The 24980-nt window shown below is 66.6% G+C and carries 16 protein-coding genes; 9 read left to right on the top strand and 7 right to left on the bottom strand.

What is annotated here, in order from left to right; all coding sequences use genetic code 11:
* Window positions 1-44 precede the first annotated feature (44 nt).
* Window positions 45-2540 carry a DUF1553 domain-containing protein gene (locus PX52LOC_RS15530; protein WP_149110975.1) on the bottom strand — a complete coding sequence of 832 codons (2496 nt, stop codon included), beginning with the start codon at window positions 2538-2540 and terminating at the stop codon, window positions 45-47.
* A 111-nt stretch (window positions 2541-2651) separates the two neighbouring features.
* On the opposite strand from PX52LOC_RS15530, the gene PX52LOC_RS15525 reads away from it, so the two are divergent.
* The gene (locus tag PX52LOC_RS15525; protein ID WP_149110974.1) at window positions 2652-3542 is read left to right on the top strand and encodes a methyltransferase domain-containing protein; all 891 of its coding nucleotides are present in this window, start codon (window positions 2652-2654) and stop codon (window positions 3540-3542) included.
* A gap of 29 nt (window positions 3543-3571) precedes the next feature.
* Complete coding sequence (locus PX52LOC_RS15520) at window positions 3572-4318, top strand: hypothetical protein (RefSeq protein WP_149110973.1); 747 nt, start codon at window positions 3572-3574, stop codon at window positions 4316-4318.
* Here PX52LOC_RS15520 and PX52LOC_RS15515 read toward each other — a convergent pair.
* Window positions 4300-7398 carry a protein kinase domain-containing protein gene (locus PX52LOC_RS15515; RefSeq protein WP_149110972.1) on the bottom strand — a complete coding sequence of 1033 codons (3099 nt, stop codon included), beginning with the start codon at window positions 7396-7398 and terminating at the stop codon, window positions 4300-4302. The genes PX52LOC_RS15520 and PX52LOC_RS15515 overlap by 19 nt on opposite strands.
* 363 nt (window positions 7399-7761) lie before the next feature.
* On the opposite strand from PX52LOC_RS15515, the gene PX52LOC_RS15510 reads away from it, so the two are divergent.
* Window positions 7762-10362: a hypothetical protein gene (locus tag PX52LOC_RS15510; protein ID WP_149110971.1), complete on the top strand. Its 2601-nt coding sequence runs from the start codon at window positions 7762-7764 to the stop codon at window positions 10360-10362.
* A 72-nt stretch (window positions 10363-10434) separates the two neighbouring features.
* Here the strand turns inward: PX52LOC_RS15510 and PX52LOC_RS15505 are convergent, their stop codons facing one another.
* The 3 genes from PX52LOC_RS15505 to PX52LOC_RS15495 all read right to left on the bottom strand — a co-directional run bounded on the left by PX52LOC_RS15505 (window position 10435) and on the right by PX52LOC_RS15495 (window position 13236).
* A complete protein-coding gene (locus PX52LOC_RS15505; protein ID WP_149110970.1) occupies window positions 10435-10647 on the bottom strand; it encodes a hypothetical protein in 213 nt (70 codons plus the stop codon).
* 241 nt (window positions 10648-10888) lie between these two features.
* Window positions 10889-11800, bottom strand: coding sequence for a DUF6807 domain-containing protein (locus PX52LOC_RS15500; protein ID WP_149110969.1), 912 nt, complete (start codon window positions 11798-11800; stop codon window positions 10889-10891).
* A gap of 170 nt (window positions 11801-11970) precedes the next feature.
* Window positions 11971-13236, bottom strand: coding sequence for a Gfo/Idh/MocA family protein (locus tag PX52LOC_RS15495; protein WP_149110968.1), 1266 nt, complete (start codon window positions 13234-13236; stop codon window positions 11971-11973).
* Window positions 13237-13366: 130 nt separating this feature from the next.
* Between PX52LOC_RS15495 and PX52LOC_RS15490 the strand changes: the two genes are divergently transcribed.
* From PX52LOC_RS15490 to PX52LOC_RS15470, 5 genes are all read left to right on the top strand, one after another.
* The gene (locus PX52LOC_RS15490) at window positions 13367-14653 is read left to right on the top strand and encodes a glycosyltransferase family 87 protein (RefSeq protein ID WP_168219014.1); all 1287 of its coding nucleotides are present in this window, start codon (window positions 13367-13369) and stop codon (window positions 14651-14653) included.
* The gene (locus PX52LOC_RS15485; RefSeq protein ID WP_149110966.1) at window positions 14650-15651 is read left to right on the top strand and encodes a quinone oxidoreductase family protein; all 1002 of its coding nucleotides are present in this window, start codon (window positions 14650-14652) and stop codon (window positions 15649-15651) included. The genes PX52LOC_RS15490 and PX52LOC_RS15485 overlap by 4 nt, the downstream gene beginning before the upstream one ends.
* Before the next feature lie 145 nt (window positions 15652-15796).
* The gene (gene gmd, locus PX52LOC_RS15480; protein WP_149110965.1) at window positions 15797-16792 is read left to right on the top strand and encodes a GDP-mannose 4,6-dehydratase; all 996 of its coding nucleotides are present in this window, start codon (window positions 15797-15799) and stop codon (window positions 16790-16792) included.
* Window positions 16793-16811: 19 nt separating this feature from the next.
* Window positions 16812-17789 carry a GDP-mannose 4,6-dehydratase gene (locus PX52LOC_RS15475; RefSeq protein ID WP_149110964.1) on the top strand — a complete coding sequence of 326 codons (978 nt, stop codon included), beginning with the start codon at window positions 16812-16814 and terminating at the stop codon, window positions 17787-17789.
* A 116-nt stretch (window positions 17790-17905) separates the two neighbouring features.
* A complete protein-coding gene (locus PX52LOC_RS15470; RefSeq protein ID WP_149110963.1) occupies window positions 17906-19240 on the top strand; it encodes a UDP-glucose dehydrogenase family protein in 1335 nt (444 codons plus the stop codon).
* Between the two features lie 127 nt (window positions 19241-19367).
* Here the strand turns inward: PX52LOC_RS15470 and PX52LOC_RS15465 are convergent, their stop codons facing one another.
* A complete protein-coding gene (locus tag PX52LOC_RS15465) occupies window positions 19368-20333 on the bottom strand; it encodes a class I SAM-dependent methyltransferase (RefSeq protein ID WP_149110962.1) in 966 nt (321 codons plus the stop codon).
* A gap of 162 nt (window positions 20334-20495) precedes the next feature.
* Here PX52LOC_RS15465 and PX52LOC_RS15460 point away from each other — a divergent pair, with 162 nt between their 5' ends.
* The gene (locus PX52LOC_RS15460) at window positions 20496-24242 is read left to right on the top strand and encodes a hypothetical protein (protein WP_149110961.1); all 3747 of its coding nucleotides are present in this window, start codon (window positions 20496-20498) and stop codon (window positions 24240-24242) included.
* Window positions 24243-24246: 4 nt separating this feature from the next.
* Here PX52LOC_RS15460 and PX52LOC_RS15455 read toward each other — a convergent pair whose 3' ends face one another.
* Window positions 24247-24975: a class I SAM-dependent methyltransferase gene (locus PX52LOC_RS15455; RefSeq protein ID WP_149110960.1), complete on the bottom strand. Its 729-nt coding sequence runs from the start codon at window positions 24973-24975 to the stop codon at window positions 24247-24249.
* Window positions 24976-24980: the final 5 nt, after the last annotated feature.

Genomic DNA, 24980 nt, shown 5'->3' with positions numbered 1-24980 from the left:
GAATCAGGGGGCTGACGCCCCCCGCTCGCCTTTTGCATTATCGATCAATGGCGGAACAAGAACTCCCGCGTGTTCAGCACCGCCCACAGCACGTCTTCCCACGCCTTCCGCTTGTCGGCCCCCTTCGTAACGTGGGCGAGGGCCACCTTCTTCTCGTCGTCGAACGCCGGGCGGGACAGGGCCGCGTAGTAGAGGTCGTCGAGTATCTCCGCATCCGACTTCTTCGCGGTGAGCAGCGTGCCGAGGCGGTTGCCGGTGTTGCGGATCTTCTCATTGACCGTCGGGCCGTTGATGAGTTGGAGAGCTTGGCCGAGGTTGCCGTCGCTCTCGCGCTCGCACTCGCAGGCCAGTTCGCGGGCCGGTTGGCCGAACGCCTTCAGGAACGGGTGGTTCACTTCGCCGTCCACGAGTTGCGTCGCCCGCGTGCCCGCCGGCAGACCGGCGAACTTCTCCGGTACGGCCGTCACATCACACAGGGCGTCGAGCAGTTGCTCGGCCGTCAGCAGCTTCGTCACAGCGTGCGAGAAGTATTTGGCGTCGTCCTTGTTCGTCTCGTTCGGCACGGCCGACAGTTGGTACGACCGCGAGTTCATGATCGTGCGAACGAGGTGCCGCAGGTCGAACTTGTGGGCGGCGAAGTCCTTCGCCAGTGCGTCCAGCAATTCGTCGTTGCACGACGGATTCGAATCACGGAAATCGTCCACCGGGTCCACGATCCCCTTCCCGACCAGGTGGAACCAGACGCGGTTGGCGACGCTCTTGGCGAAGAACGGGTTGCCCGGCGACGTGAGCCACTCGGCCAGCACTTCGCGGCGGTCCTGGCCCGCCTTCACGTCGGCCTCGCCGACGCTGACGTACCGCGGCTTCATCACCTTGCCGGTGCGGGGTTGCGTGACCTCGCCGTCCCGCGCGGTGAAGACGACCTCGGCCGCGTCGGTCGGCTTGCCCTTCGCCACGCCCTTGCCCGGTTCGGGCTTCTGCTTCACCCGGGCGAACCACGCGGCGAAGCCGTAATAGTCGTCCTGCGTCCACCGCTCGAACGGGTGGTTGTGGCACTTCGCGCACTGCATCCGCACGCCCATGAACAGTTGGGCCGTGCTCTCGGCGAGGCTGAGCGGGTCCTTCGCGATGCGGTAGTAGTTGGCCGGCGGGTTGTTGAACGTGTTGCCGTTGGCGGTGAGGAGTTCCCGCACCATCTCGTCCACCGGGGTGTTCTCGACGATCTTGCCCCGCAGCCACTTGTGGAAGGCGTGCGACCCCTTTAGGTGGATCGTCTTGCGGTTCGACCGCAGCACGTCGGCCCACTTCAACGTCCAGAAGTCCGAGAATTCCGGCTGAACCAGCAGGTAGTCGATCAGCTTCGCCCGCTTGTCGGCGGCCTTCTCGGCCAGGAATGCCTTCGATTCGGCGATGGTCGGCAGACGGCCGGCAGCGTCGAGGTACGCCCGGCGGACGAACTCGGAGTCGGTACACAGGTCCGACGGCAGGATCGTCATTTGCTTCAGCTTCGCAAAGACGTGCGTGTCGACGAAGTTCGCCTCGGGAATCTTCGGCCACTGGAAGCCCTCGCGCGGCTCCAGGTAGGTCAGCCGCACCGAGACCATTTCTTCGAGGTACCGGCAGAGGATCGCGACTTCTCCCGGCCGCTTGAACTCGACGAGGCCGTTCGGCGTCACGTCCGCCACGCCGGGATCGCTGCTGCTGAAGTTCGTCAGCCGGGTCACGTCGCGCGTCGTTTTGTCTGCGAAGGTGGCGACGACGGCGAGTTGCTGCCAGCGAGCGGGGGCCAGTTGCACCCGCGAGCCCGGCAGCACTTGCACCGATTGAACGGCCGGCAGCGTGGCCGCATCGTCTTGCATCCCCTCGCCGAGCCAGCCGGCGATCACCTCGGCAGGCACGCTCGTCGGGCCGAACCGGGAGCCACCCTCGTGAGGCACACGGCCCATCGCCTTGAGCAAGAACAGGCTCGCCATCGGGTCGTGCTTGTCGGATCGACGGCCGAATTGATCGCGGCTGAGTTGCAGGTAATCGGCCGCCGGGTCGAAGCCGCGGAGGCTGAGTTTGAAGCCGTTCTTGCCGCTCGGCGTGCCGTGACACGCCCCCATGTTGCACCCGCCGACGTTCATCGCCCCGACCACGTCGCGGCGGAAGCTCACCGGGATCGTCTCGGCAAACTTGGCGACCGTGACCGTGGCGGTTGCCGTCTTGCCGCCCGCGGTGATCGTCAGCTTGGCGGTGCCGTCCTTCGTGCCGCGGAGGAAGAGTCCCTCGCCCACGTCCACAATCCCTGCCGGTTCGGACTTCACGTCCACCACCGCAGTGAGGTCTCGCTTCTGGCCGTTCGCGTACTGGCCCGTCACCACGATCTGCCGCACGTCCCGCGTGCCGGTCAGCGTGAAGGCGTTCGGTTGAATTTCCAGCCCCGTCGGCTGGCCGATCAGGTCTTTGCGCTCGCCCTCGCCCGGCGGTAGGGCAGCGAGATTGGCGACGGAACACAGGAGACAAGCAATCGCGAACGTCGCACGACGGAAGGAGGGCATGAAGAGCCTCGGCGGAAAAATCCGGGTTCGGTCGCGGGAGCGACGCTGGCAGGAGAACCCACAGGATTAGAATGAATTCTAGCCCTGAACGCGGACGGGTGCGAGAGGAAAATGCCAACAGACGTGGCGACCGAGACCAGGACGGCGATTCGAACGGCTTTCGACCGAATTGCGGCGAGTACCCTCACCGGGGCCGACGTCGCCGTTCGCGAGTTCGCGCTGGCCTGCGGATATTCTGTCGCGGAACTCGCTTCCGTGCCAGTCGCGGCCAATCTCGGGCTGATGTGCGGCCATCCGTTGCGGTTCGCCGACCTGCGTCCGGGCGAGGTTGTCCTCGACGTTGGGTGCGGCGGCGGTCTCGACGCGCTGCTCGCCGCCTCGGCCGGCTGTCGCGTGATCGGCTGCGACCTGTCGCCCGGGATGGTCGAACGGGCGGAGATCAACCTGCGGCAGCACCGCGTCCGCCGGCCGGATTTGTCGGCCGAGTTTCGCGTGGCAGACCTGGAAGCGTTGCCGTTCGAATCAGCGAGCGTCGATCGCGTCCTCTCGAACAACGCCTTCCATTACGCCAACCTGGGCCGGGCTTTCGCGGAAGCGTACCGGGTGCTGAAACCCGGCGGCCGGTTGGCGTTCTGCGATCTCGCCTGGAAAGACTCGCCGCCCGAAGGCTGGGTCGGGGCCGACGATCCGGCGGTAAACTTGGCCGGTGTCGCGTCAGTGACAGAAATCGGCACATTGCTCCGCCGTCAGCGGTTCGAACTCGGTTTGGCGGCGACGGAGAGGGCCGTGCTGCCCCGCGGCACCCGGTCGGACGGGCACAAAGGGCCGACCGACGCGGATCGGCTGAATCGGTGGGTGGAATCGTCGCAGGGGTGTTGCGGCGTCGAACCGCCGCCGTCGCTGTCGCGATACCATGACACACTCGCGAAGGTCGCGGATCGAGACGATTTGCGGGACCGCCTCGCAACGGTGTTGATTTGTGCGACGAAGCCACGCGCCTGATAGAGGGCCGCGCTCCGAAAGGAATCACGATGAAGTTGACCGTGACGGCCCGGCCGCTCGACCCGACGGAAGTGGTCGTGGAGGGGGACACCGAAGCCCGCCCGTGCGGGGTCTGCCACCTGCGGCTCGTCGTGCCGACCACGGCCCTCGGGCAAATGGTCGCCTGCCCGCAGTGCGGAACCCTCAACCGGGCGCTGTCCAGCGGCGGCCCGTTCGCAGAACTGACGACCACCCCGCCTCCGACCAATCGCCCGACCCCGTTGCCACTCGACCCGAACGCACCGCCGATCCTCGCCCCGGTGATGCCGTACCGGCCGCTCGACCCGATCGACGAGCGCAGCCCGATGGTCGATGCCGTGGCGAACCTCCAGTGGATCTCCGGGGCGTTCTTGTGCGTCGTCGCGGTGTACCAGTTCGGCAACTACTGGAAGCGCGAGTACTCCGCGGCCGCGGACGACGCGACGGTGATCGCGTCGGTCGTGCTCCGCGTCCTTTTGGCCGGCGTGCTCGCGCTCAACAGCGGCGGCGTGAACGCCCGCCGGGGGGCGGCCCGCGTGGTGGCGATGGCCGCGTCGGCAGTGGTGATCGGCTGGGTCGGTTGGCTGCTGTACGAGCGCCTCAACCTGCGGGAAGGTCAGGCCGGGTGGTTCGACTTCACGATCCTCGCGGAGATGCCGTCGCTCCTCATCGCGATCATGACGGTGGTGCTGCTGCTCACACCGCGATACCGGGCCGAGTTTCGCATGAACCCGCTCGCTCAGGCCGGGACCATGTAAGTGCCCATCAACTCGTCGTGCGGCCCGCGGCTTGAGTAGCGTAACCCCACCAGCAGGTAGGCCAACAATACTACGACGGTCAGCACGACCAGGGCCAGTCGAACGACCAGCCAATCGGGGTGGTTGGCCTGAATGCCGATGTTCAGGACTAGCACGACGAAGAGCGGGAGCCAGATCAGGAACTCGCGCAGGGCACACGCCCACCGGGGGGCGGCCCGGCCGTCCCGGCCGACGAGTGCGATCCCGGCGAGCAGGTACGACACGCCGCCGCGGAACGCGAACGCAAAGGCGGCGAACGCGAACGCGACCCCGAGAATAAACAGGATCATCCGCCACGCGGCCCACCGCCGGGTCTCGCGGTTCAACTGTTCGAGTTGGTCCCGCGGGAGGCTCGCGAGCAAAATTTGCGTCTCGGCACTGAGCGCGAACGCCGGGTCGTCCGCCCCGTTCGACAACGGGCGGGAAACCCGCGTGATCGAATCGGCCACGAACCGCTCGGGCCGACTCAACAACGCCCGCTGCGCCAGTCCGAGTTGATCGTCGCGGTCGTGTTGCGTCCGCAGATTTTCCAAAATCCCGGGCAGGTTCTCGGCGGCGAGAACCTCCTTCAAGTACGGACTGCTCGCCCGCCACTGTTCGACCTGCGTGGGAGAGCTCAGACCGATCATCGTCTCGACGGTGTCGTGCGACCGCTGAACCGCTTCCAGGGCCACCTGAACGCTGAAGCCGATCGAGCCGAGCACCAGGAAGACGAGCGCCCAGCCGGAGATGGCGAGGATCAGGCCGACGTGGGCCGCCCGCATCCCGCCGCTGACCTCCGGCGGGTGGGCGTGGCTCTCCTTCAGTTGCTGCCGGACCGCGGCCAGCGTCGGCGGTTGTTCGGCGTCGAACAACTGGTCGGTGATCCGAATGGCCTGGGGCGACAGCGGCGAGGCGATCCGCTTCGCCTTCGGGTGAATTCCGCCTTCGAGTGTGACCGCGGCGACGTGCCGTACGAGTTCGATCGCGTTGGCGGCGAGTGGGGTCTTCGTTCGGGCGGACGGGACCGGAAATTCCAACAGGTGAATGCGGCCGTTCGGCTCGACCCAGAGCTGATCGACGCCGAGCCGGGCCGGGGTCGTGGAATCGGCGTCGCTGTCCCGCAGTTCCGTCACCACCTGTTCGAGCACCATCCGCGCGTCGGCCCACGACAGCGGGTGTTCCTTCGTCACCACATCGACGAGCGGCGCGCCGGTCGGGGCCACGAACGCGACCCACCCGTAGGCCCCGTCGTTCCAGACGAGTTCGCCGGTGCTGATGACCCGCAACCGGCCCGGCCGGACCGGGGACGGCGGCAGGCCGTCGGGCAGGAGCTTCGCCGGCCGCAGCCAGAGGAGGATGCGCCGCCGCAGGGCCTCGTCCTCGGCCACCCAGACGGCGGACCCGTCGGGGAACTGATCGAGGATGCCGAGTACCAGGAAGCCGCCGACGCTGGCGGGCATGTTCGGGTGCGACTTCGGCTGGTCGAGCGGGTTGCGGAACTGACTCGTCAACCACGGCCGGTGCTGTCGCCGCCACCGCTGCACGACCCGGCAGCCGCCCGCGTAGTCGTGGACGCCCTGCCGCGTGGGCGAGTACCGCCGCTGGAAGAGCAAGCCCGCGCTCCCGGCGAGGAAGACCATGCCCGCGACGAACGCGCCGACCACCGGGATCGTGAACGTCCACGAGGTGACGACGAACAGCCCGACGACGAGGATGTGGAAGACGCCGGTGCGGATCACGCCGGCCTTCAGCCCCGGCGGCCCGACGCGGCCGAGTCTCGTCGTCCGTAGGCGAAACAGCAGCTTGCCGATGGTGGCCCCGAACGCCCCTTCCGCGACGGTGAAGTAGCAGAACAGCACGAGCAGGAACAACCAGTCGCCGTGAACCGGGTTGGGCGTCAGGGCCTCGTACGCCCACGTCACGGGCGTCACCAGGACGATCAGGCAGAAGACCACGTCCAGCAAGTACGCTGACACGAGCGTCCGCACCCGCGACGGCAGTTGCTTCTCGGGCAAAATGTCGTGCAGGGCGTCGCGGAACTCTTCGAGGCTGCCGAACCGCCGGTTCCGGTCCCGTTCCAATCCCCGGAAGACGACCCGCTCGACGGCCCGCGGCACGTCCGGCCGTTGCGAACGGATCGACGGCGGCGGCTCGGAGATGACTTTCGCGAGGGCGGCCGTCATGCTGATGTGGTGGTGCGGCGCGCGGCCGACGATCAGGTAGTAGAGCGTGGCGGCCACCGAGTAGACGTCCGAGTCGTAGCCGAGTTCCTCGCCGCGGATTTGCTCCGGCGACGCGAACAGGACCGTGCCGAGGAACGCCCCGGAACTGGTCAACTGCTTCTGTTGGCTCTGGTTGTCGAGCGACTTCGACAGGCCGAAGTCGCCGACCTTCACGCGGTCGTCATCGGTCAGGAAGCAGTTGGACGGCTTCACGTCGCGGTGCAACATCCCCAGGCGGTGGGCCTCGATCAGCCCGTCGAGCACGTCGAGCATCCGGTGAACGGCCCGGTCCCAGTTCAACGGGCCGCGTTTGTCCACGAGGTCCTTGAGCGTGCTGCCGGGCATCAACTCCATGACGATGAACGGCCGCCCCTCCTCGGCATCGACGCCGTAGACGAACACGCACCGCGGGTGGCTGATCTGACTGGCGAGGCGGCCTTCCTGCTTGAACCGTTCCACCGAGGTCGGGTTCGTCACCAGTTTCGGCGAGAGCAGTTTGAGCGCGACCCGCTCGCCGCCGTCGTCGGATTCCGCCTCGAAAACCTGCCCCATCCCCCCGGTGCCGAGTTTGCGTAAAAGCCGGTAGCTACCGATCCGCTCGGGCGGGGCGGCATCCGGCGCGGGGGCGACCACGGCGGACGCCGTGCGGTAGTCGGCCGTTGCGTCGGAGTCGTCGATCGGTTCCAGGATGAGCGTCGGTGACTGCACGACCGAGTCGCCCACGTCGGCGAGGCCGTGGATGCGCGTGTCTTCCAGTCGCGCGCCGCAAAACATGCAGAACCGCGCGTCAGACTCGTCGGCCAACGAACGATCACAACTCGGACAAACGCGGGGCATGAGCTACCTGGGGAGGGTCGGTGCTAGAACTTTACCCCCGGACGGGGCGTCTCGACAAGGTTGGTCCTCGGTCAATCGTGCCAAGGTCGGACCGTTGCGGGCCAATTTTCAGTACGGAACGCTCGTTTCCCCCAGTCACAGGGCTTTTCCCGACACCTCACTCGCGTCTCCCTCCACGAGCAGATGGAGGAAAACGCTTTCAGTTCATCGCCTTGCGCGCGTTCAGCGTCTTTGCCGATCTCCCCCGAGCCAGGCCGCCGGCAAAATCCGATCTCCGTTCCGTAGGCGGATATTTCTTTCGAGGAAGAAGAAGGGCCGTGCGGTATACTTTTCACTGTCACTGCCCCCGGTCGAATCGCCACCATGACCTCCATCAGCCTGCCGTTCACGGACGCCTTCCTCCGCCTCGGGCTGCCGTTCCCGGGGCTGTCCGTGCCGTTGCGGGTCTTCCTCACATTGCTCCTGCTCGGGCTGTTCTCGGGATTATTGGTGATGCTCTACCGCTACGAGACGCGGCTGATTCGCCCCCGCTTCGCCGTAGCCCTGCTGACTCTGCGGCTGATCTCCTTCGCGCTGATCTTCCTGACCCTCTCCCTGGAACCAGTCCTCGCACGGTCGGTGAAAGAGGAAGTGCCGGGGAAGGTGCTGATCGCGGTGGACCGCTCGGACAGCATGAAAGTCACCGACCCGACTCGACCGCTCGCGGAGAAGTTGCGGATCGCGAAGGTGCTGAAACTCGTGCCCGATCTGGCGAGCGACGCCCAACTCGAAGCCTGGGCGAAGGACTGCGAGACGGGCGGGCTGCCGCGGTTCGCGCTCCTCGGCGGCGAGGGCGAGAGCCGACGGTTCGAGGCGGTCGTCAAGAAGATCGACGAAGTGAACCGCCTGGACCTCTGTTCGCGCATCCTCACGAAAGACGGCCTCGGCCTGATCGACGCCGTGCGCGAGAAGCACGGCATCGAACTCATCGGCTTCGGCAAGGACGTGATCGCCCTGCCCGTCGGGGCGGACCGCCTGGCGGAAGCCCTGTCGTCGGCAGCCGGCAAGAAGGACGGGCAGACGACGCTCTACACCGACTTGAAGCTCCCCCTCATTCGCGCGTCCAAGTCGGTCGGCGACGGGGTCGACGCGAGCGGGCCGAAGTTGCTCGGCGTGGTCCTGCTGACCGACGGCCGGCACAACTGGGGCGAGTCGCCGGCCCTCCGCGCCCGCGAACTCGGCGAGCGCAAGGTGCCTGTCTTCTCCGTCGCCATCGCCCCGAAAGACCCGCCCGCCGACATCGCAGTCGTGTCGGCTCAGGCGCAGGCGGCCACCGTCTTCAAGGGGAGCATCGTCCCCGTCGAGGTCGGCGTCCGCATCACCGGTTGGCCGGCCGGCAAGGTCAAGGTGTCGCTCGACTTCCCCACGAACCCCGACGGGTCGAAGAAGCCGCCGCTGGAAGAGAGCGTGGACCACGACGGCCGCGACGCCGTCTACCCGTTGACGTTCAAGGCGAAGATGGACGAGCCGGGGCCGCAACTGATGACCGTGACGGCCGAGGGCGGGGAGAAGGACCGCTTCCCGGAGAACAACCGGCGGTCGGCCCGCGTGAACGTGGTGAAGGACCGGGCGAAGGTCATGCTCATCGACGGCGAATCGCGGTGGGAGTTCCACTACCTGCACACCTGCCTCGGCCGCGACCCGAACATGGACATCCGCAGTACCGTCTTCCGCCAGCCGCGGATCGGAAAGTTGAACGACGAGGAACTCCGCAAGATGGGCACGCCCGCGAACAAGCTGCCCGACGACCTGGAAGTGTTGACCAGCTACGACTGCATCGTCCTCGGCGACGTGGAGCAATCGCAGATGAACCCCGCCCAGCGGGAGGCGATCGAGAAGTACGTCGCCGAGTCCGGCGGCACGCTCGTCATGCTCGCCGGCAAGCGGGCGATGCCGTTGGAGTACGCGAACGCCGAGAACGACCCTTTCCGCAAGCTCCTGCCGCTCCGCAACCCGAAGGCGTTCATCAGCGACGACGGCTTCCCGCTGAACATCACCGGCGAAGGCGAGCGGAGTTGGTTCCTCTCGATGGGCGACACGGCCGGGCAAAACCGGGCCGCGTGGGACCGCCTTCCGCTGCACTACTGGGCGACCGTCGGCGAACTCAAGGACGGTGCGGAAGCCTTGGCCGTCGTGCCGGGCGGCGGCGTGCGGGACCGGGCGGTGATCGCCCGCCAGAGTTACGGCTTCGGCCGCGTGCTGTACGTCGGCATCGACTCGACGTGGCGGTGGCGGTTCAAGGTCGGCGACTTCTACCACCACCGCTTCTGGGGGCAGGTTGCCCAGTGGGCTGCGTCCGACCGGCTCTTGCCCGTTACCAACGCCACCGGCACGATCCGCTTCGGCACCCGCGAACCGATCTACAGCGGCGGGCAGGAAGTCGAGTTCGTGGTCCGCACGTCGGACGCGGTCAAGAAATTGGGGCCGAACTCGTTGAAGGGCGCTCGCGTCATCCGCCTGCCGGACAGTGTGGACGGCAAGGAAACGTCCGTCGGCCTGATTCCGCTGACGAACCCCGACGGCCGGCCGCGAGACTTGAGCGGGAAAGCCCACGATCTGACGCCGGGCAAGTACGCGGTGGAACTGGAAATCCCCGAGTGGACCGACCAACTACAAGGCCCACCGGGACCGGACGGCCGCGCGACGAAACTGCGCTGCACGTTCGAGGTCGCGCCGCCGGACAACGAGGAGTTGGTGGACCTGGCCGCAAACCTGTCGCTGTTGGAAGAGTTGGCCCAGGCCGGCGGCGGGAAGGTGTACACCATCGAGAACGCGAAGGAACTCGTGGACGCTTTGGCCGCTCAGTCGGCGACCCGCGAGTATTTCATCGAGCGGCCGTTACGGCAGTCGTGGTGGATTCTCGGCGTCTTTCTGGCGTTCATCACGCTGGAGTGGATTCTGCGAAAGTGGGCCGGGTTGCCATAGGCCAGCCAACCAAACGAAAGCGGCCCGTACTCCGGGGGTGGGAGTGCGGGCCGTCCTTCACACGCGATCTCCTTACATGGACACGGCGACCAGTTCCTCCCGCTTCGTCGTGCGGCAGAGCACTTCGACTTCCGCCTCGGCCCGTTCACGTCGCATCTCGGCCTTCACTTGGCGGGTCATCCGCAGGACGAACGCGATGTCGCGGAGCATTTCTTCGACCGACCGTTGCGGCTTGGTCGTTTGGGCGGTCGTGGCGGCTTGGACGTTGTTATTGATGTTGCACATGGTTGCCTCCGTGCGTTGGGGGTTCGGGTGATGAAAGGTACAATTGCACGGCTCGTGCCAATTCGATTCGATCGGGGATGTAAAGCGAGAAATCGCGGGAAACGCTTGTTTCTGGCGGGGTCTGCCGAGGTCGTGCCGGTTGTTGCAATTTCGAGGGGCTTGCAACTTCTTCAACTTCAGCGATTCAGTACAAACCCGCGTGGAAGTTTTGAGAAATTGTGACGGGTCGGCGTACCTTGCCTCACCCGCGCTTGACGCCCCAGGCTGTGGATTTCGCCGGGGCTTTCACCAACTCCAACGGCTTGCGGGCGGCGAACAGCGTGAAGATTTCGTCTGCCGACTTCGCGGCGATCAACCCGCGGTGGACGTGCAACAGATACCGCAACTTCAACGGTTCATCGGCCGTGATCGTTCGCGGGGCGTTGAAGCACGCGGACGCCCCCATCCAGCCGTCGTCGCGGACGTGCCACGAAGTCGGGTGGCCGGGGTTCGACGGGTGGTCGAAGTAGGTGATCCCTTCCTTGTGGCCGCCCGGTTGTTCGCCGGAGTAATCGACCCACTTCGCCGCCTTCTCGAAAATCGCCGCCTCCCCCACCTTGCCCTCGCCGTTGGTCAACCGCCCGTTACCGAAGGCCGCCGAGATCGCCTTCGCCACCCGCACAGCCAGGAAGCCGAAATTTGTCTTGCCAAACTCCAGGCTCGTGGCCGTCGGGCGGAAAGTCGATTGCAGTTCCAACATCGTCTCGTCTTGCGGGCCGGGGATGAGCGCGGCGAACAGGTCTTGCTGCAACAACGGCTTCGGGTCATGCCCGTCGAACCAGCCGAGCTTTACCGCCATCACCGCCTCAGCGTCGCCGTCCTGGTAGCAGAGCCAGTCGAGTTGTCGAATCGTCGGCGGCTTGCGGTCGGCCCAGAAGTCGATGCCGAGGACTTTATTGTGTGCGAACCAGATCGACCGATGGTGGTCGTGGTCCGGCGCGCCGGGATGGCCCATCCGCGTCAGCGACACGCCGGACGCCGGGCCGGTCAGCGGGTAAAAGAACGGCCGCGGGTACTGTGGGCCGTAGTGCCACCGCAGGCGTTCACGGCCATCAACCAGGAACGCGACTTGATGGTCCGGCAACGGCAGGAGCGTGCAACGCGGAGATGGCATGGGAAAGACCCAGAGGACGATTTTCTCCCTCGCCCCCGGCTTTGCGGGGGCGAGGGTTGGGGTGAGGGGGAAGAACGTCCCGATGGAAGAAACTCAATCCGGCGGGATGAAGGCTCACCCCCTCACCCTGCCCTCTCCCCTCAAAGCCGGGGGAGAGGGTAAGACTTCGCCTACACCTTCGGCTCCCAGCCGGCCGCGTAATCCTTCGTCCAGAACTTGGCGGCGTCCGGGTCATTCAGGATTTGGCCCGTCTTCGGGTCGCAGTGCAGCGTGCGGGCGACGCGATAGGAGATGTTGCCGAGGTGGCAGAGCAGCGTACTCGCGGCCCCTTCGGCGATCTCGCTGTTGGCCTTCGCATCGCCACGGACGGCGGCCAGGAAGTTCGCGATGTGAACGATGTCCCCGCCTTCGCCGGTCGCCTTCGTGACTTCCTTCCCCTTGTTGTCGTAAATCGTGTACCCCGACCCGTCGATAGTGAGCGAACCCTTCTCGCCCTGGAAGAGACAGTCGATGGCCTTCGCACGCGGAATCTGGTTGCAACTGAAGCCTTCCCACGTCGCCGTCTTGCCGTCCGGGAAGTCGTAACTCACGACGTGCGTGTCGGGCGTTTGCTGATCGTCCTTGAAGCGGTAGCGACCGCCGGCCGACGTGACCTTGATCGGCTTGTCCGCGCCGAGACCCCAGCGGAGCAAGTCGAGCATGTGGATGCCGTTGTTGCCGAGTTCGCCGTTGCCCCACTGCCAGAACCAGTGCCAGTTGTAGTGCAGCATGTTCGACTTGAACGCCGTCCGCGGGCTGGGGCCTTGCCACAGTTCGTAGTCGAGGCCGGCCGGCGGTTCCTTCGCCTGGCCCACGCCGATGGTGTCGCGGTTGTTCGTGTACCACGCCTGGGCGAAGTAGACGCGGCCGATCTCGCCGTCGTGCAACTTCTGGATCGCCTCCTGCACCTTCGGCCAACTACGGCGCTGGTTGCCCATCTGCACGACCCGCTTGTTCTTACGGGCCGCGGCGACGAGCCATTCGCCTTCCTGCGGCGTGTGGCTGCACGGCTTCTCGATGTAGCAGTGCTTGCCGGCCGAACACGCGAGGATGCCGGAGGGCGCGTGCCAGTGGTTCGGGGCGGCGCACACCATCACGTCCACGGCCTTGTCGTCGAGCATCTTCCGCAGGTCGGACACGACCGTCGGCTTCGGCTTGCCGGCCTTCTCCAACTTGTCGGCCAACGCGCCCGCCCGCTTCGCGTCGGGGTCGCAGACGTAGGCGACGGTCACGTTCGGCTGGCTCGCGTACTTCGGGGCCAAGTCGTTCCCGCGGCCGCCGCAGCCCATGATGCCGACGACGAGTTTGTCGCTCGCCGCCGCCCGGCTGAGGGACGTTGAAGCGAGGGCCGCGGCGGTCGTGCCGAGGAAGGTTCGACGGGTGGGACCGGTTGACATGACAACCTCAAGAAAGAGATCGGGGGAGGCGAAGAAACGGCAGGTATGTCAGATCGTAGTCGGATTCCGTATCTGGTACAACACTCCGCCGTGCCGAAATTGTTCGAAACGCCTCCCGAACGGAATCGCCATGTCAGCCCCCGACGTGCGGCGTGCCCTCCCTGTCTGGCCTTTCGTCGTGCTGGCCCTCGTCTCGGTCACTTTTTCCGTCACGCCGATTGTCAACGCGGTCCGCAAGCCACTGCTGAATAAGGACTACGCGATCTGGTATCGGATCGGCCTCGCCGTCCGGGCCGACCAGCCGCTCTACGGCCCCGATGAGAGCGGTGAAATCCTCTACATGTACCCGCCGACAGCCGCCGTGCTGGTCTTTTCACCCCTGAGCGGGCTGGGGGCGGTGGGCTTCGTCGTCGTGCTGGCTACCGCCACTGCTCTGTCGTGGTTCGGCTGTACGTACCTTGCGATCCGCCTGGCCACCGGCCGGTGGCCAGGCCACCCCGACTGGTACTATTTCTTCGTCTACGCCATGGTCGGCGCTTACGTGTACGACCTGTTCCTGCTGGGGCAGGTGAACCTCGTTCTTCTCTTCCTGACGCTCCTCTCGGCGGTATTGCTCCAACGGCGACGGCCGTGGCGGGCGGGGTTGTGCCTCGGCCTCGCCATCGCAGTCAAGGTGTTCCCGCTGCCGGTCCTCGTTTACTGGGCCGTGCGGCGACAATGGCTCGCGATTCTCTCGGCCATACTGACCGTCGGGGTGGCCGTCGCGGTTCTGCCGGGGCTAGCGCGGGGAATGGAACGAAACGCGGACGAAGTACGGCAGTGGTTTCAGATGATGGTCGGCGACCAGTCCGGGAACACGATGGCGGCGCGGTCGATCACCGGTTTCACGCGGCGGAACCAGTCGCTCGTCTCGCTTTCGCACCGCCTCCTGCGGGACATCGAGGCGAGCGACCCGGAGGGGCCGTTCCTGCGGGTCAACGTCGCCGACGTGCCGCCCCGCACCGCTCAGTTGGTCGGGTACGCTGCCGTTTGCCTCCTGGGCGTCGTCCTACTCGTCGCGACGAGGTGTCGGTTCGCCACTACGCCGGAAGCCGAGGCCCAGGAATGGGCGATGGTCTGCGTCCTGGTCGTGCTCTCGTCGCCGCTGTCGTGGACGTACTTCTACTGCTGGCTGCTCCCCGCGTGGGCCGTGGTGCTGCACGAAGCCCGGGCGCGACGGTGGGTGCGGTTCGCTGCAATCCCGGTCACCGGACTGTTCCTCTCGGCCCTGACTGAGCAATTCGACCCGCGGCTGCAAGCCTACGGCGTGACGGCGTGGGGCGGCGTCGGGTTGTACCTCATCCTGGCCCGCCTACGGTGGTCGCAGGTTCCTAAAATGCCCGGAAGTGAACCGCTAACCCGCGAGGACGCGCGATGAAGGCCGCGTACATCGAAGCCCCCGGCCCGCCGGAACTGATCCAGTACGGCGAACTCCCGACGCCGGAACCGAAAACGACGGAAGTCCGTGTGCGAATCGCGGCCTCGGCGGTCAATCCCATCGACACGTATATCCGCAGTGGCCTCGTCGCGGCCAACCTGCCGAAGCCGTTCATCCCCGGCGGCGACTTCGCGGGCGTCGTCGATCAGGTCGGCGGCAGCGTCACCCGGTTCAAGGCCGGCGACCGCGTCTGGGGGTCGAACCAGGGCATGGCGGGCCGGCAGGGAACGCTGGCGGAATACTGCTGCGTGGACGAACAGTGGGTCTACCCCACGCCGCCCGACGTGCCGGACGTGGACGCGGCGGCCGTCGCCCTCGTCGGCATCACGGCCCACCTCGGCCTGTTCAACCGCACGAACCTGACGGCCGGCGAGACGGTCTTCGTCAACGGCGGGACCGGCGGCGTCGGCTCGATGGTCGTACAGATGGCGAAGGCGGTCGGTGCGAAGGTCATCACGACCGTCGGGTCGGCCGAGAAGGCCGAGTTAGCCCGGAGTTTCGGGGCCGACGTGGTCATCAATTACAAGACCGACGACATCCCGGCGGTGGTCAAGCAGGCGACCGGCGGCCGCGGCGTCGAGGTGCTGTTCGAAACGCAGCCGCCGTCCGACTTCGACAAAACGATCGACCTGATGGCCCCTCGCGGCCGGCTCGTCGTAATGGCCGGGCGCGCGGCCCGGCCGGTGTTCCCGAACGGGCCGTTCTACGTGAAGTGCCTGACGATGATCGGCTTCGCGATGTTCAACTTCACCGCCGACGAGCAACGCCGTTGTGCCGATCAGATCAACGAGTGGCTCGCGGCCGGGAAACTCCGGGCGTCCGTCGGCATGACGTTCCCCCTCTCGCAGGCGGTCGCCGCCCACCGCCTTCAGGAAGAGAACACGCTCAAAAAGGCGGGCACACTGTCCGGGAAAATCATCGTGACGCCGCACGCTTGAGGCGTGATCTTCGCCACCTTACCCGGACTACCGTCATCTCAGCCGTCGGCACAATTTACGAATGATTCCCGGGCGGCGACCGATATAACAGCCGTGCCGACAGGCACACGTCGGCCTCATTCCACGTAGGACGTAGGTTACGCCAATGAAGCGGGCTTTGATCACCGGCATCACGGGGCAGGACGGAAGCTACCTCGCGGAGTTGCTCCTCGAAAAGGGCTACGAAGTTCACGGTATCGTCCGCCGCTCCAGCACCGAATCGTTCGAGCGGATCAACCACATCGCGGGCAACATTCAACTCCACCAGGCCGACCTGCTCGACCAACTCTCGATCATCGACGTGATGAAGGTTTCGAAGCCGGACGAGGTCTACAACCTCGCCGCCCAGAGTTTCGTGCCGACGAGTTGGAAGCAGCCGGTGCTGACCGGCGAGTTCACCGCCATCGGCGTGACCCGGGTGCTGGAAGCGATCAAGCTCCTGAACAAGGACGGCATCCGCTTCTACCAGGCGTCGTCGAGCGAAATGTACGGCAAGGTGCAGGCCGTGCCACAGACGGAAGACACGCCGTTCTACCCCCGCAGCCCCTACGGCGTCGCGAAGCTGTACGGCCACTGGATCACGATCAACTACCGCGAAAGCTACAACATGTACTGCTGTAGCGGCATCCTCTTCAACCACGAGAGCGAGCGGCGGGGCAAGGAATTCGTCACCCGCAAGGTCACCGACGGCGTGGCCCGCATTAAACTCGGGCTGGCGAAGGAACTCAAGCTCGGCAACCTCGACGCGAAGCGCGACTGGGGCTTCGCCGGCGACTACGTCCGGGCGATGTGGCTGATGCTGCAACAGGACAAGCCGGACGACTTCGTCATCGCCACCGGCGAGACGCACACCGTCGAGAAGCTCGTAGACACGGCCTTCAAGGTCGTGGACCTCGACTGGAAGAAGTACGTCAAGCAAGACCCCGCGCTCGTGCGGCCGGCGGAAGTCGACCTGCTCATCGGCGACCCGGCCCACGCGAAGGCGAAACTCGGCTGGAAGCCGGAAGTGACGTTCGAGCAGCTCATCGAGCGCATGGTGAAGGCCGACCTGGCCCGCCTGAAGAACTCCGCGACGCCGGACATGAAGGCGCAGGGCATCTGACCGCCGAACGGAGCTTCGCATGCGCATCCTGATCACCGGGGTGACCGGCTTTCTGGGCGGCCACCTCGTCGAACACCTGCGGACCGAAGGCGGCCACACGCTGGCCGGCGTCAGCCGGCAGGCGGCGTGGTCGCCCGAGTGGTCGCACCTGGCTGGCACGGCGAAGCTGCACGCGGCGGAACTGTCCGACACGGCGCGGCTGGAAACCCTCCTCGACGACCTCCAACCCGAGTGGATTGTCCACCTCGCCGGGTACGCCAACACCGGCCGATCGTTCCACGAACCGGCCCGCTGCTGGGCCGACAACCTTGGCGGCACGCAATCGCTCTACACGGCCATCGCCCATAGCGGGGTGCGGCCACGCATTTTGTTCGTTTCCACCGGCCTGATCTACGGCGACGCGGAAGGGCCGGACGTTCTGTGCGACGAGCGATCGGTCCTGAAGCCCGGCAGCCCCTACGCCGCGAGCAAGGCCGCCGCTGACCTGTTGAGCTATCAGGCCACCCGCAGCCCCGGCCTCGACATCGTCCGCGTGCGACTGTTCAACCAGATCGGCCCGCGGCAATCGCCGGACTACGCCGTCGCGAACTTCGCCCGGCAACTCGCGGCCATCGAAAGCGGCCGACAGGCGTTCATCGAGACCGGCGACCTCTCGGCCGAGCGCGACCTGACCGACGCCCGCGACGTGGTCCGCGCCTTCCGCCTGCTGTTGGAGAAGGGCGTCGCCGGCGAGGTGTACAACGCCGGCCGCGGCCACACGCGGACGATGCAGAGTGTGCTCGACGCGCTGATCGGCCTGACGAAAACTCGCGTCGAGGTTCGCCAGAAGCTCGACCCGAACCGCAAGGCCGACGCCGCCGTCTCGCGGGTCGATCCGCGGAAGCTGATCGCTGCCACGAAGTGGCAGCCGCGGTACGAACTGGAACAAACCCTGCGAGACACGCTCGACTACTGGCGGGGGGTCGAAAGCGCGAAGTCCGGGCGGAAGACGGGCTAACTTCGGATGAAGGGTGAGAACACCAAGAGGTTTTTTCACCCCTTGACCGTGCCACCCGTCTATCTGAATTCGGTATCGCGTACAACAATTCGGAATGGACATCGCGGAGAGAAACTTTGAAAATCGCAGTCATCGGCACCGGTTACGTCGGCCTCGTCACCGGCACGTGTCTCGCCGAGAGCGGCAACGACGTGGTCTGCGTGGACAACAACGCGCAGAAGGTCGCGACGCTCAACGCCGGCGGCATCCCCATCTATGAACCCGGCCTCGAAGAGTTGGTGAAGAAGAACCACCGCGACGGCCGGCTGACGTTCACGACCGACCTCGCGAAGGCGGTGCGGGCCGCCCGGATCGTGTTCATCGCCGTCGGCACGCCGCAGTCCGACGAGGGCGACGCCGACCTCACGGCCGTGTGGGCCGTCAGCAACGCCATCGGCGACGCCCTGCGCGACGTGCCCCCCGGCCCGCCGGGGTCGCGGATCGTCATCGTCAAGAGTACCGTTCCCGTCGGCACCAACCGCGGCGTCGCCGAGCGACTGAACGCAAAGGGGGCCGGCCACGTGGACACGGCCAGCAACCCGGAGTTCCTGAAGGAAGGGGCTGCGATCAACGACTTCATGAAGCCCGACCGCGTCGTCGTCGGCGTGCGACGGCCGGAAGTCGCGGAAGTCCTTCGCGAGTTGTACAACCCGTTCCTGCGAACGGAGCGGCCGTTCATCGTCATGTCGCCAGAGTCGTCCGAGATGACGAAGTACGCGGCCAACGCGATGCTCGCGACGAAGATCAGCTTCATCAACGAGATGGCCAACCTGTGCGACCGCGTCGGGGCGGACATCAACGACGTGCGGAAGGGCATGGGCCACGACCAGCGGATCGGCTTCCAGTTCCTCTTCCCCGGCCCCGGGTACGGCGGGTCGTGCTTCCCGAAGGACGTGCAGGCGATCATCGCGATGGGCCGGCACACGAACCTGCCGCTGAAGCTCATGGAGTCGGTGGACCTCGTCAACGACGACCAGAAACAGGTGCTCGGGCAAAAGATCCGCTTCCACTTCCAGAATGACGTGAAGGGGAAGACGTTCGCGATCTGGGGCCTGGCGTTCAAGCCGCAGACGGACGACATCCGCGAGGCCCCGGCCCTGGTGCTGATCGACGAGTTGTTGGCGGCCGGTGCGAAGCTCCGCGTCCACGATCCCGAAGCGACGGCCAACGTGCGGGCGATCTACGGCGACAAACTCACCTACTGCGACGGCCCCTACGGCGCGGTCGAGGGGGCCGACGCGCTGGTGATCGTGACCGAGTGGAAGACGTTCCAGAACCCCGACTTCGAGATGATGAAGAAGCTGCTCACGACGCCGCTGATCTTCGACGGCCGCAACATCTACGACACGAAGGTGATGCAAAACCTCGGCTACACCTACTACGCCATCGGCCGCGGGAAGAAGGCGTATTAGACGGCGGTTTAACCTGTAGCCTGCGCGGGGCTTCCTCCCGCGGATGTCTCTCGATTGTCTACGAAATCACGTGCCGGCGGAGGCCTCACGCAGGCTAAAGCCTGCGGCTACACAAGGTGGTCGCCATCTACAGCGGCCGCTGGGCGACCGCGATCATGCAGTCGCTCTGGCCCCACACGTAGGTCAGCCACGCCACCAGCTTTGCCACTGGTTTCCACAGCAGCGGGCGGTGCCAGATTGCGTCGGACTGCCTCCGCACGGCCAGTTTCGCCGACGACCGCAGCCAGTCATTCTGGCGGATCAACCGCAGTGATTCCACCGCGTACCCCGCGGATTCCAGGGCGTCCCGCAGGGTCTTCGGCGTGAAGTGCGTCAGGTGCCGCGGCAAGTCGAGGCCGAACCACGCGGGGCCGAACCAGCGGAACGACGTGCTCTCAATGTTCGGGCACGCCACGATCAGCTTGCCGCCCGGCGCGAGCAGTTGGTACGCTTCGCCGAGAATCGCGAGCGGGTCGTGAACGTGTTCGAGCGAGTGCCACATCGTGACCACGTCGAACGACCCCGGTTCCAGATCGTCGTGCGGCAGGGTGCCGGCCAGGGCTTTTAGGCCGAAAGATTCTTGCACATCCTGCACGGCCCCGACTGCCGCGTCCAGGCCCGTCACCTGCCAGCCTTGATCGGCCATCCGCTTCAAAAAGGAACCGCCGCCACAGCCGAAATCGAGCAACCGGCCCGGCGGCCCGATCCACGGCAGCAAGCCGCGGCGTTCCGGCGAGCGGCCCGAGAAGCGGCCGAGCCAGGAGGTCGCGCGGGCCAATTGAATCTTCCGCGGCCGACGGTGCGGCTTGTAGTCGCTGGGGTAAAAGGCCCCGATGCTCGCGGCGTCCGGTCGCGGGTTCGTGTACCGCAGCGAGCAGTGCCGGCACTCCACGACGGCGAACCACAGCCCCTCGCCCGCGGTCGGCGTCGGATCTTGCGCTTCCTGCACGCACGCGGCGTCGTTGCGGCCGCACAGCGGGCACTCCGTTTCGTCCCACGCCACCGGCTCCGCCGGGGCGGCCAGGGGTCGTTCGGTCAATCGCGGCAGCATCATATCGTGGCCTTCCGAGACCCAATCGAGGGGGCCGAACTCTATCCCGTGCGCACGCGCGGCGTCAACTGCAAGCTGCGGAGGGTCGAGTTGACCTTGTCAGGGCCGCCCCGATCCGTTCCAATCGCGGCGTGTCACCCCACCCGCACGGATGCGGACCGCACCATGTTGGCCTTCCTGCCCGCTGAATCGCCCGCCGAAGAACCCGGCGTTCGCCTCGATGTTCGCATCGGCGGCGGCCGGGTGACGAGCTATTCGCTCGGCACGAGCGAGTTCCTGATCGGCGGTGCCGCGGGCTGTGACCTCCGCTTACCGGGCAACCACCTTCCGCCGGTCGTCTGCCAGTTCACGCGGTCCGCCGACGGCCTGCGCGTCCGCAAACTCTCGCCGACGGTCCCGGTCGTCGTCAACGATCGGCCCCTGTCCGGGTCTGCCCCGGTCGGCGTACAGAACGGCGACCTCGTCGTCGCGGGGCCGGTCGAGATTCAGGTTCACGTGTCGGAAGAATCGTTCTTCTCGCCGAAGTTGCAACTCTTCGAAGACGTGTCACTCGTTGCGGCCCCCACCGAGACCGCGCCATCGGACGACATCGCGAAGGCGCGAGCGGAGTTGGCCGAGCAGCAGCGCGAACTCGAAGAAGAGCGGGCGATCTGGTACGGCCGGAAGATGGAATGGGAAGCCGAACTCCGCGACACGCCGGACGCAAAGGGGTTGCTCCAACGCGAGGCGGCACTGACCGCCCGCGAACAAGAATTGCAGCGAGAATTCGACCGCCGGTTCGCGGCCCTCGAAGACGAAGTGCGGCACCGCCGGGAGGAAGTCGAGGCAGAGCTGACCGCCCGCCGCGGAGAGGCGGATGCCGAGTTTCAGGGCCGGATGCGGAAGCTCGAAGAAGAGATCGCCGGGCGGCGGCTGCAATTCGAGATCGACGCGCGAGAGTACGAGCCGCGGCTGGTGGAGTTGCGGCACGTTCGCGAGCGATTGGCGGCGGCCCACGACGAGATCGAGAATCAGCGGGCGGCCGTCGAGACGATCCGCACGGAACTGAAGCGCGACCGCGCGGCAATGGACGGCGAGCGGCAGTGGCAACTCGAACGCTTGCAAGAACTCGACGAAGCCCTGCTCGGCCGGAACCGCGACTTGACTCAACGTGAGGAGCAACTGCGGGCGGACCGAGAAGTCTTCCAGGCGGAACGCGACCGCCACAAGGACGACCTCCTCCGCCTCGACCGGCGGCAGGCGGAACAGGAAGCGCGACAGGCGACCCTCGACGGGCGGACGGCGGAGATCGAAGGGCGGTTCGACCTGCTCCGCCGGCACTCCGGCGAGTGGGAGGAAACGCTGCAACTCGCCGACGCGGAACAGACCCGCCTCCAGGCCGAGGCCGAGCGGTTGGAGCGGTTGCGCACGGAACTCGATCAGCAAGCCGCGACGGTCGCCGAGCGCGGCGCGATGCTGGAATCGCAGCAGGCGTCGCTGGCGTTCCTCCGGGCCAACCTCTCGCGGCAGCAGGAGACGATTCACCAGGAATCCGCCACTCTCGCGGCCGAGCGGTTGCGGATGGACGAAGCCCGCCGAGAACTCGACGCCAAGCTCCGCGACACGGAGTTCGTGCGGGCCGAGTTGGGCACCCTCCGCGACGACCACGCGAGCGAGCACCGCACCGCCGCTGAGCGGAACGTGCTGCTGGCTTCGACCATCGACCAGCACCGGGCCGCCGAAGAGCAGCTTCGCAAGAAGGAACTGGAACTGGACGAGCGGACGAGCCACTTCGCGGAACAGGCGGCGCTGCTCAAAGCCCGCATCGGGCAGGCACTGGAACTGCAACAGCGGTTGGAAGCAGACCGCGAGGCGGTGAAGGCCCGCGAAGCGTCGTTGACGGAGACGGACGCGGCGCGGGTGGCCTTCCAGGAGCAACTCCGCAAGCGGGCGGAAGAGTTGGCGGGGCGTGCGAAGGAAGTGGACGAACTGCGGGTAAAGCTGGCGGAAGAACACGCCGTCATGGAGCGGCTGCGATCCGGGATGGACGAGGAGCGGGAGCGGGCCGAGCAACGGTTCGAAGCCGAGCGGGCAGAGCTGGCGACCCAGGCGAAGGAACACGACGACCGCGCGAAGACGTTGGCCGAGCGTGAGGCGACGCTCGCCCGGCAGGTGGAACGGCTCAAGGAAGTCGGCGAGGCCGTGGCGAACGAGCGGACCGCGCTGTACGAGGCGCGTACGCAGTTCGAGGCCGAGCGGGTGAACGCGGTCGAGGTTCACCTGCAAAGTCAGCAGGAAACCGAGACGGCTCAGGCCCGCGTGGCCGCCCACTTCGCGGAACTTCGGCAACTCGCCCCCGACCTGGACGAGCAAGCGAAGGCATCGCTCGACCGCCTGGCGTCCGCCCGCGACGTGCTGCGCGGCCACCTCGCGGAACTGCACGACTACGCCCGCAAGTCGCGGGAGGAACTGGACGCCGTCCGCAACCAACTGCGGGCCGACGGCGAGCACCTTCGCGAGCGCGCCGCGGAGTTGGACGCGGCCCGCTCGGAACACCGGCTCGGTGTCAGCGCGTTCCGCCAGCAGTTGCTCGACTGGCAGTCGAAAATCGGCGACGTGCGGCAGCAGTTCACCTCGGCGGAAACCCGGATCGAGCAGCGACAGTCGGAGGTGGAAACCGCGACGCGGCAGATCGCCGAGACGCGCGACGACCTCACCCGGCAGTCGCAGGAGATCGTGGCCGAGCGCCGGAAGGTGATCGACAAGCGGGCCGAGATGGAACGCCACCTCGGCGAGATGCGCGACTGGTACCGGCGGAAACTCCGCGAACTCGCGGCAGGCCGGCGGGTCGACGAGAGCGACATGCCGAAGTTCGGCGAAGAGCCGGCCACCCTGCTTCCGGTCGCCCCCGTGGAGCTACCGGCCGCGGACCCGGACCCCGGCGACCAGCATCTCGGCGAGTTGCTCAAGTCTCGCGGCCTCGTGGACGACACCACACTTCAGGCATTGTGGGAAGAAGCCCGCCGGCAGCGGCGAACCCTTCGGCAGACGCTCCTCGCCAGCGGTGCGCTGACGCTGTACCAACTCGCGTTGATCGAGGGCGGGAACCTCGACGGCCTGATGCTCGGGCGGATGCGAGTGGTGGACCGACTGCGATCGACTTCGAAGGAGACGGCTTACCGCGTCTTCGACCCCGCTCGGCCCGGCGGTCCGACCCGCGGCGTGTACGTGCTTCGGCACCTGGCCGAAGCGGAGATGCAGGACGCGGTTCACCCGGACGAGTTCCGCCAGCGGTTCGCCACGATGGCCCAGGCGACTCACCCGAACCTCGCGAACACCCTGGAAGTGCTGGAAGTCAACAAGCGGCCCGCGGCGCTACAAGAGTGGGTGTCGGGCCTCACGTCCGCCGACTGGCCGCCGGTCGCCGCCACCCCCGGCGTCTGGCTGCGGTTGCTCGCCGACGCGGCCAAGGGCATCCACCACGCCCACCGCGGCGGCCTCGTCCACGGGCGGATGGCTCCCGAGTCGTTCCTGCTCACCGCGGACGGGTCGTTGAAAATCCTGGGCTTTGGCGACCCAGTCTGGCTGTCCGGCGGGTCGCAGACGGTCGAACCGCTGGCGTCCACCGACCTGCGGGCGCTCGGGCAGGTCGCGTTCGTCTGGTCGCAACTCGGCTCACGCCGCCGCGGGGCAAGGCCCAAGCCGCTCCCCGCAGAATTGACGAACGTGATCCGCCGCCTGGAGATCGGCTCCGAACCGCCGATGGGCGACGTGGTCGCCATCGACCGCCCCTACGCGGACACGGGAGAATTGCTCCGCGACCTCGCCCGCCTGATGGAGTCCCATCCCTGCCCGACCGATGCGTGGGAGAAGTTAACCCGCTTCGCCGCCGACAACTCGCCGGAAGTCCCGCAGTTGAAAGCGACGGGGTAAAAGGTCACGCAGCCGGCGGCTTCTCAGCCGCGATCAGGTAGCCGTAGGCCCGCAGGCCGGGCACCCACCACGCGCTCGCCAGCCGACCGGTGGCGGTCAGCCCCACGGGCGATACGTCCCGTACTATGAAGCCGACGCTCCCAAGTAGGCCGACGATCTCCGGTTTCGAGAAGTGGTGGAGCGTGAGCGGCGCACCGCCGTAGGCCTGTGACATCGTGATGTCACTCGTGCGGAACCGCTGCCAGCCGAGGCGGTGAAACCAGCGATTGTGGGCGTGGACCACGAACCGCCCGCCGGGCTTCAGCACTCGGAAGGCACTCCGTACCGCCGCCCACCGGTGTTCGAGGCCGCGGACCATCCCCAGCGTGCTGAACAGGCACGCGGCGTAGTCGAACGTGCCGTCTGCGATCTGGGCGAGATCAACGAGGTTCGCCACGGTGAACGTGACAGTCGGGTTGTTCTCGCGGGCCTTCGCCAGCATCTCTTCCGACAGGTCCACCCCAACGCACTCGAACCCTCGCGCGGCAAAGTGGCGGCAGAGACGGCCGGTGCCACAGCCGAGATCGACCAACCGCCCCGGCGTCGGGAACTGTGATTCGCAGAACCGCACGTCGACGGCCGCGAGAGGGGAGACTTCCATCTGCCGGTCGTAGCCGGCCACCATCTCGTTGCTGTGGAGGTAGTCCCACAGTCCGCGGTCCACGCCGGGCGGCAACTGCCAATCTGGTATCATGTCCG

Origin of the sequence: Limnoglobus roseus (assembly GCF_008254045.1) — a bacterium.
GTDB lineage: Bacteria > Planctomycetota > Planctomycetia > Gemmatales > Gemmataceae > Limnoglobus > Limnoglobus roseus.
The sequence above is the reverse complement of the archived record's forward strand: the minus strand, read 5'-3'. Positions and strand labels throughout refer to the sequence as shown.

Coding starts and splice junctions, on each gene's coding strand:
- PX52LOC_RS15495 (WP_149110968.1), bottom strand. CDS start 13,236: ATGTCAACCGGTCCCACCCGTCGAACCTTCCTCGGCACGACCGCCGCG.
- PX52LOC_RS15510 (WP_149110971.1), top strand. CDS start 7,762: ATGACCTCCATCAGCCTGCCGTTCACGGACGCCTTCCTCCGCCTCGGG.
- PX52LOC_RS15500 (WP_149110969.1), bottom strand. CDS start 11,800: ATGCCATCTCCGCGTTGCACGCTCCTGCCGTTGCCGGACCATCAAGTC.
- PX52LOC_RS15475 (WP_149110964.1), top strand. CDS start 16,812: ATGCGCATCCTGATCACCGGGGTGACCGGCTTTCTGGGCGGCCACCTC.
- PX52LOC_RS15525 (WP_149110974.1), top strand. CDS start 2,652: ATGCCAACAGACGTGGCGACCGAGACCAGGACGGCGATTCGAACGGCT.
- gmd (WP_149110965.1), top strand. CDS start 15,797: ATGAAGCGGGCTTTGATCACCGGCATCACGGGGCAGGACGGAAGCTAC.
- PX52LOC_RS15465 (WP_149110962.1), bottom strand. CDS start 20,333: ATGATGCTGCCGCGATTGACCGAACGACCCCTGGCCGCCCCGGCGGAG.
- PX52LOC_RS15515 (WP_149110972.1), bottom strand. CDS start 7,398: ATGCCCCGCGTTTGTCCGAGTTGTGATCGTTCGTTGGCCGACGAGTCT.
- PX52LOC_RS15505 (WP_149110970.1), bottom strand. CDS start 10,647: ATGTGCAACATCAATAACAACGTCCAAGCCGCCACGACCGCCCAAACG.
- PX52LOC_RS15530 (WP_149110975.1), bottom strand. CDS start 2,540: ATGCCCTCCTTCCGTCGTGCGACGTTCGCGATTGCTTGTCTCCTGTGT.
- PX52LOC_RS15455 (WP_149110960.1), bottom strand. CDS start 24,975: ATGATACCAGATTGGCAGTTGCCGCCCGGCGTGGACCGCGGACTGTGG.
- PX52LOC_RS15490 (WP_168219014.1), top strand. CDS start 13,367: ATGTCAGCCCCCGACGTGCGGCGTGCCCTCCCTGTCTGGCCTTTCGTC.
- PX52LOC_RS15460 (WP_149110961.1), top strand. CDS start 20,496: ATGTTGGCCTTCCTGCCCGCTGAATCGCCCGCCGAAGAACCCGGCGTT.
- PX52LOC_RS15485 (WP_149110966.1), top strand. CDS start 14,650: ATGAAGGCCGCGTACATCGAAGCCCCCGGCCCGCCGGAACTGATCCAG.
- PX52LOC_RS15520 (WP_149110973.1), top strand. CDS start 3,572: ATGAAGTTGACCGTGACGGCCCGGCCGCTCGACCCGACGGAAGTGGTC.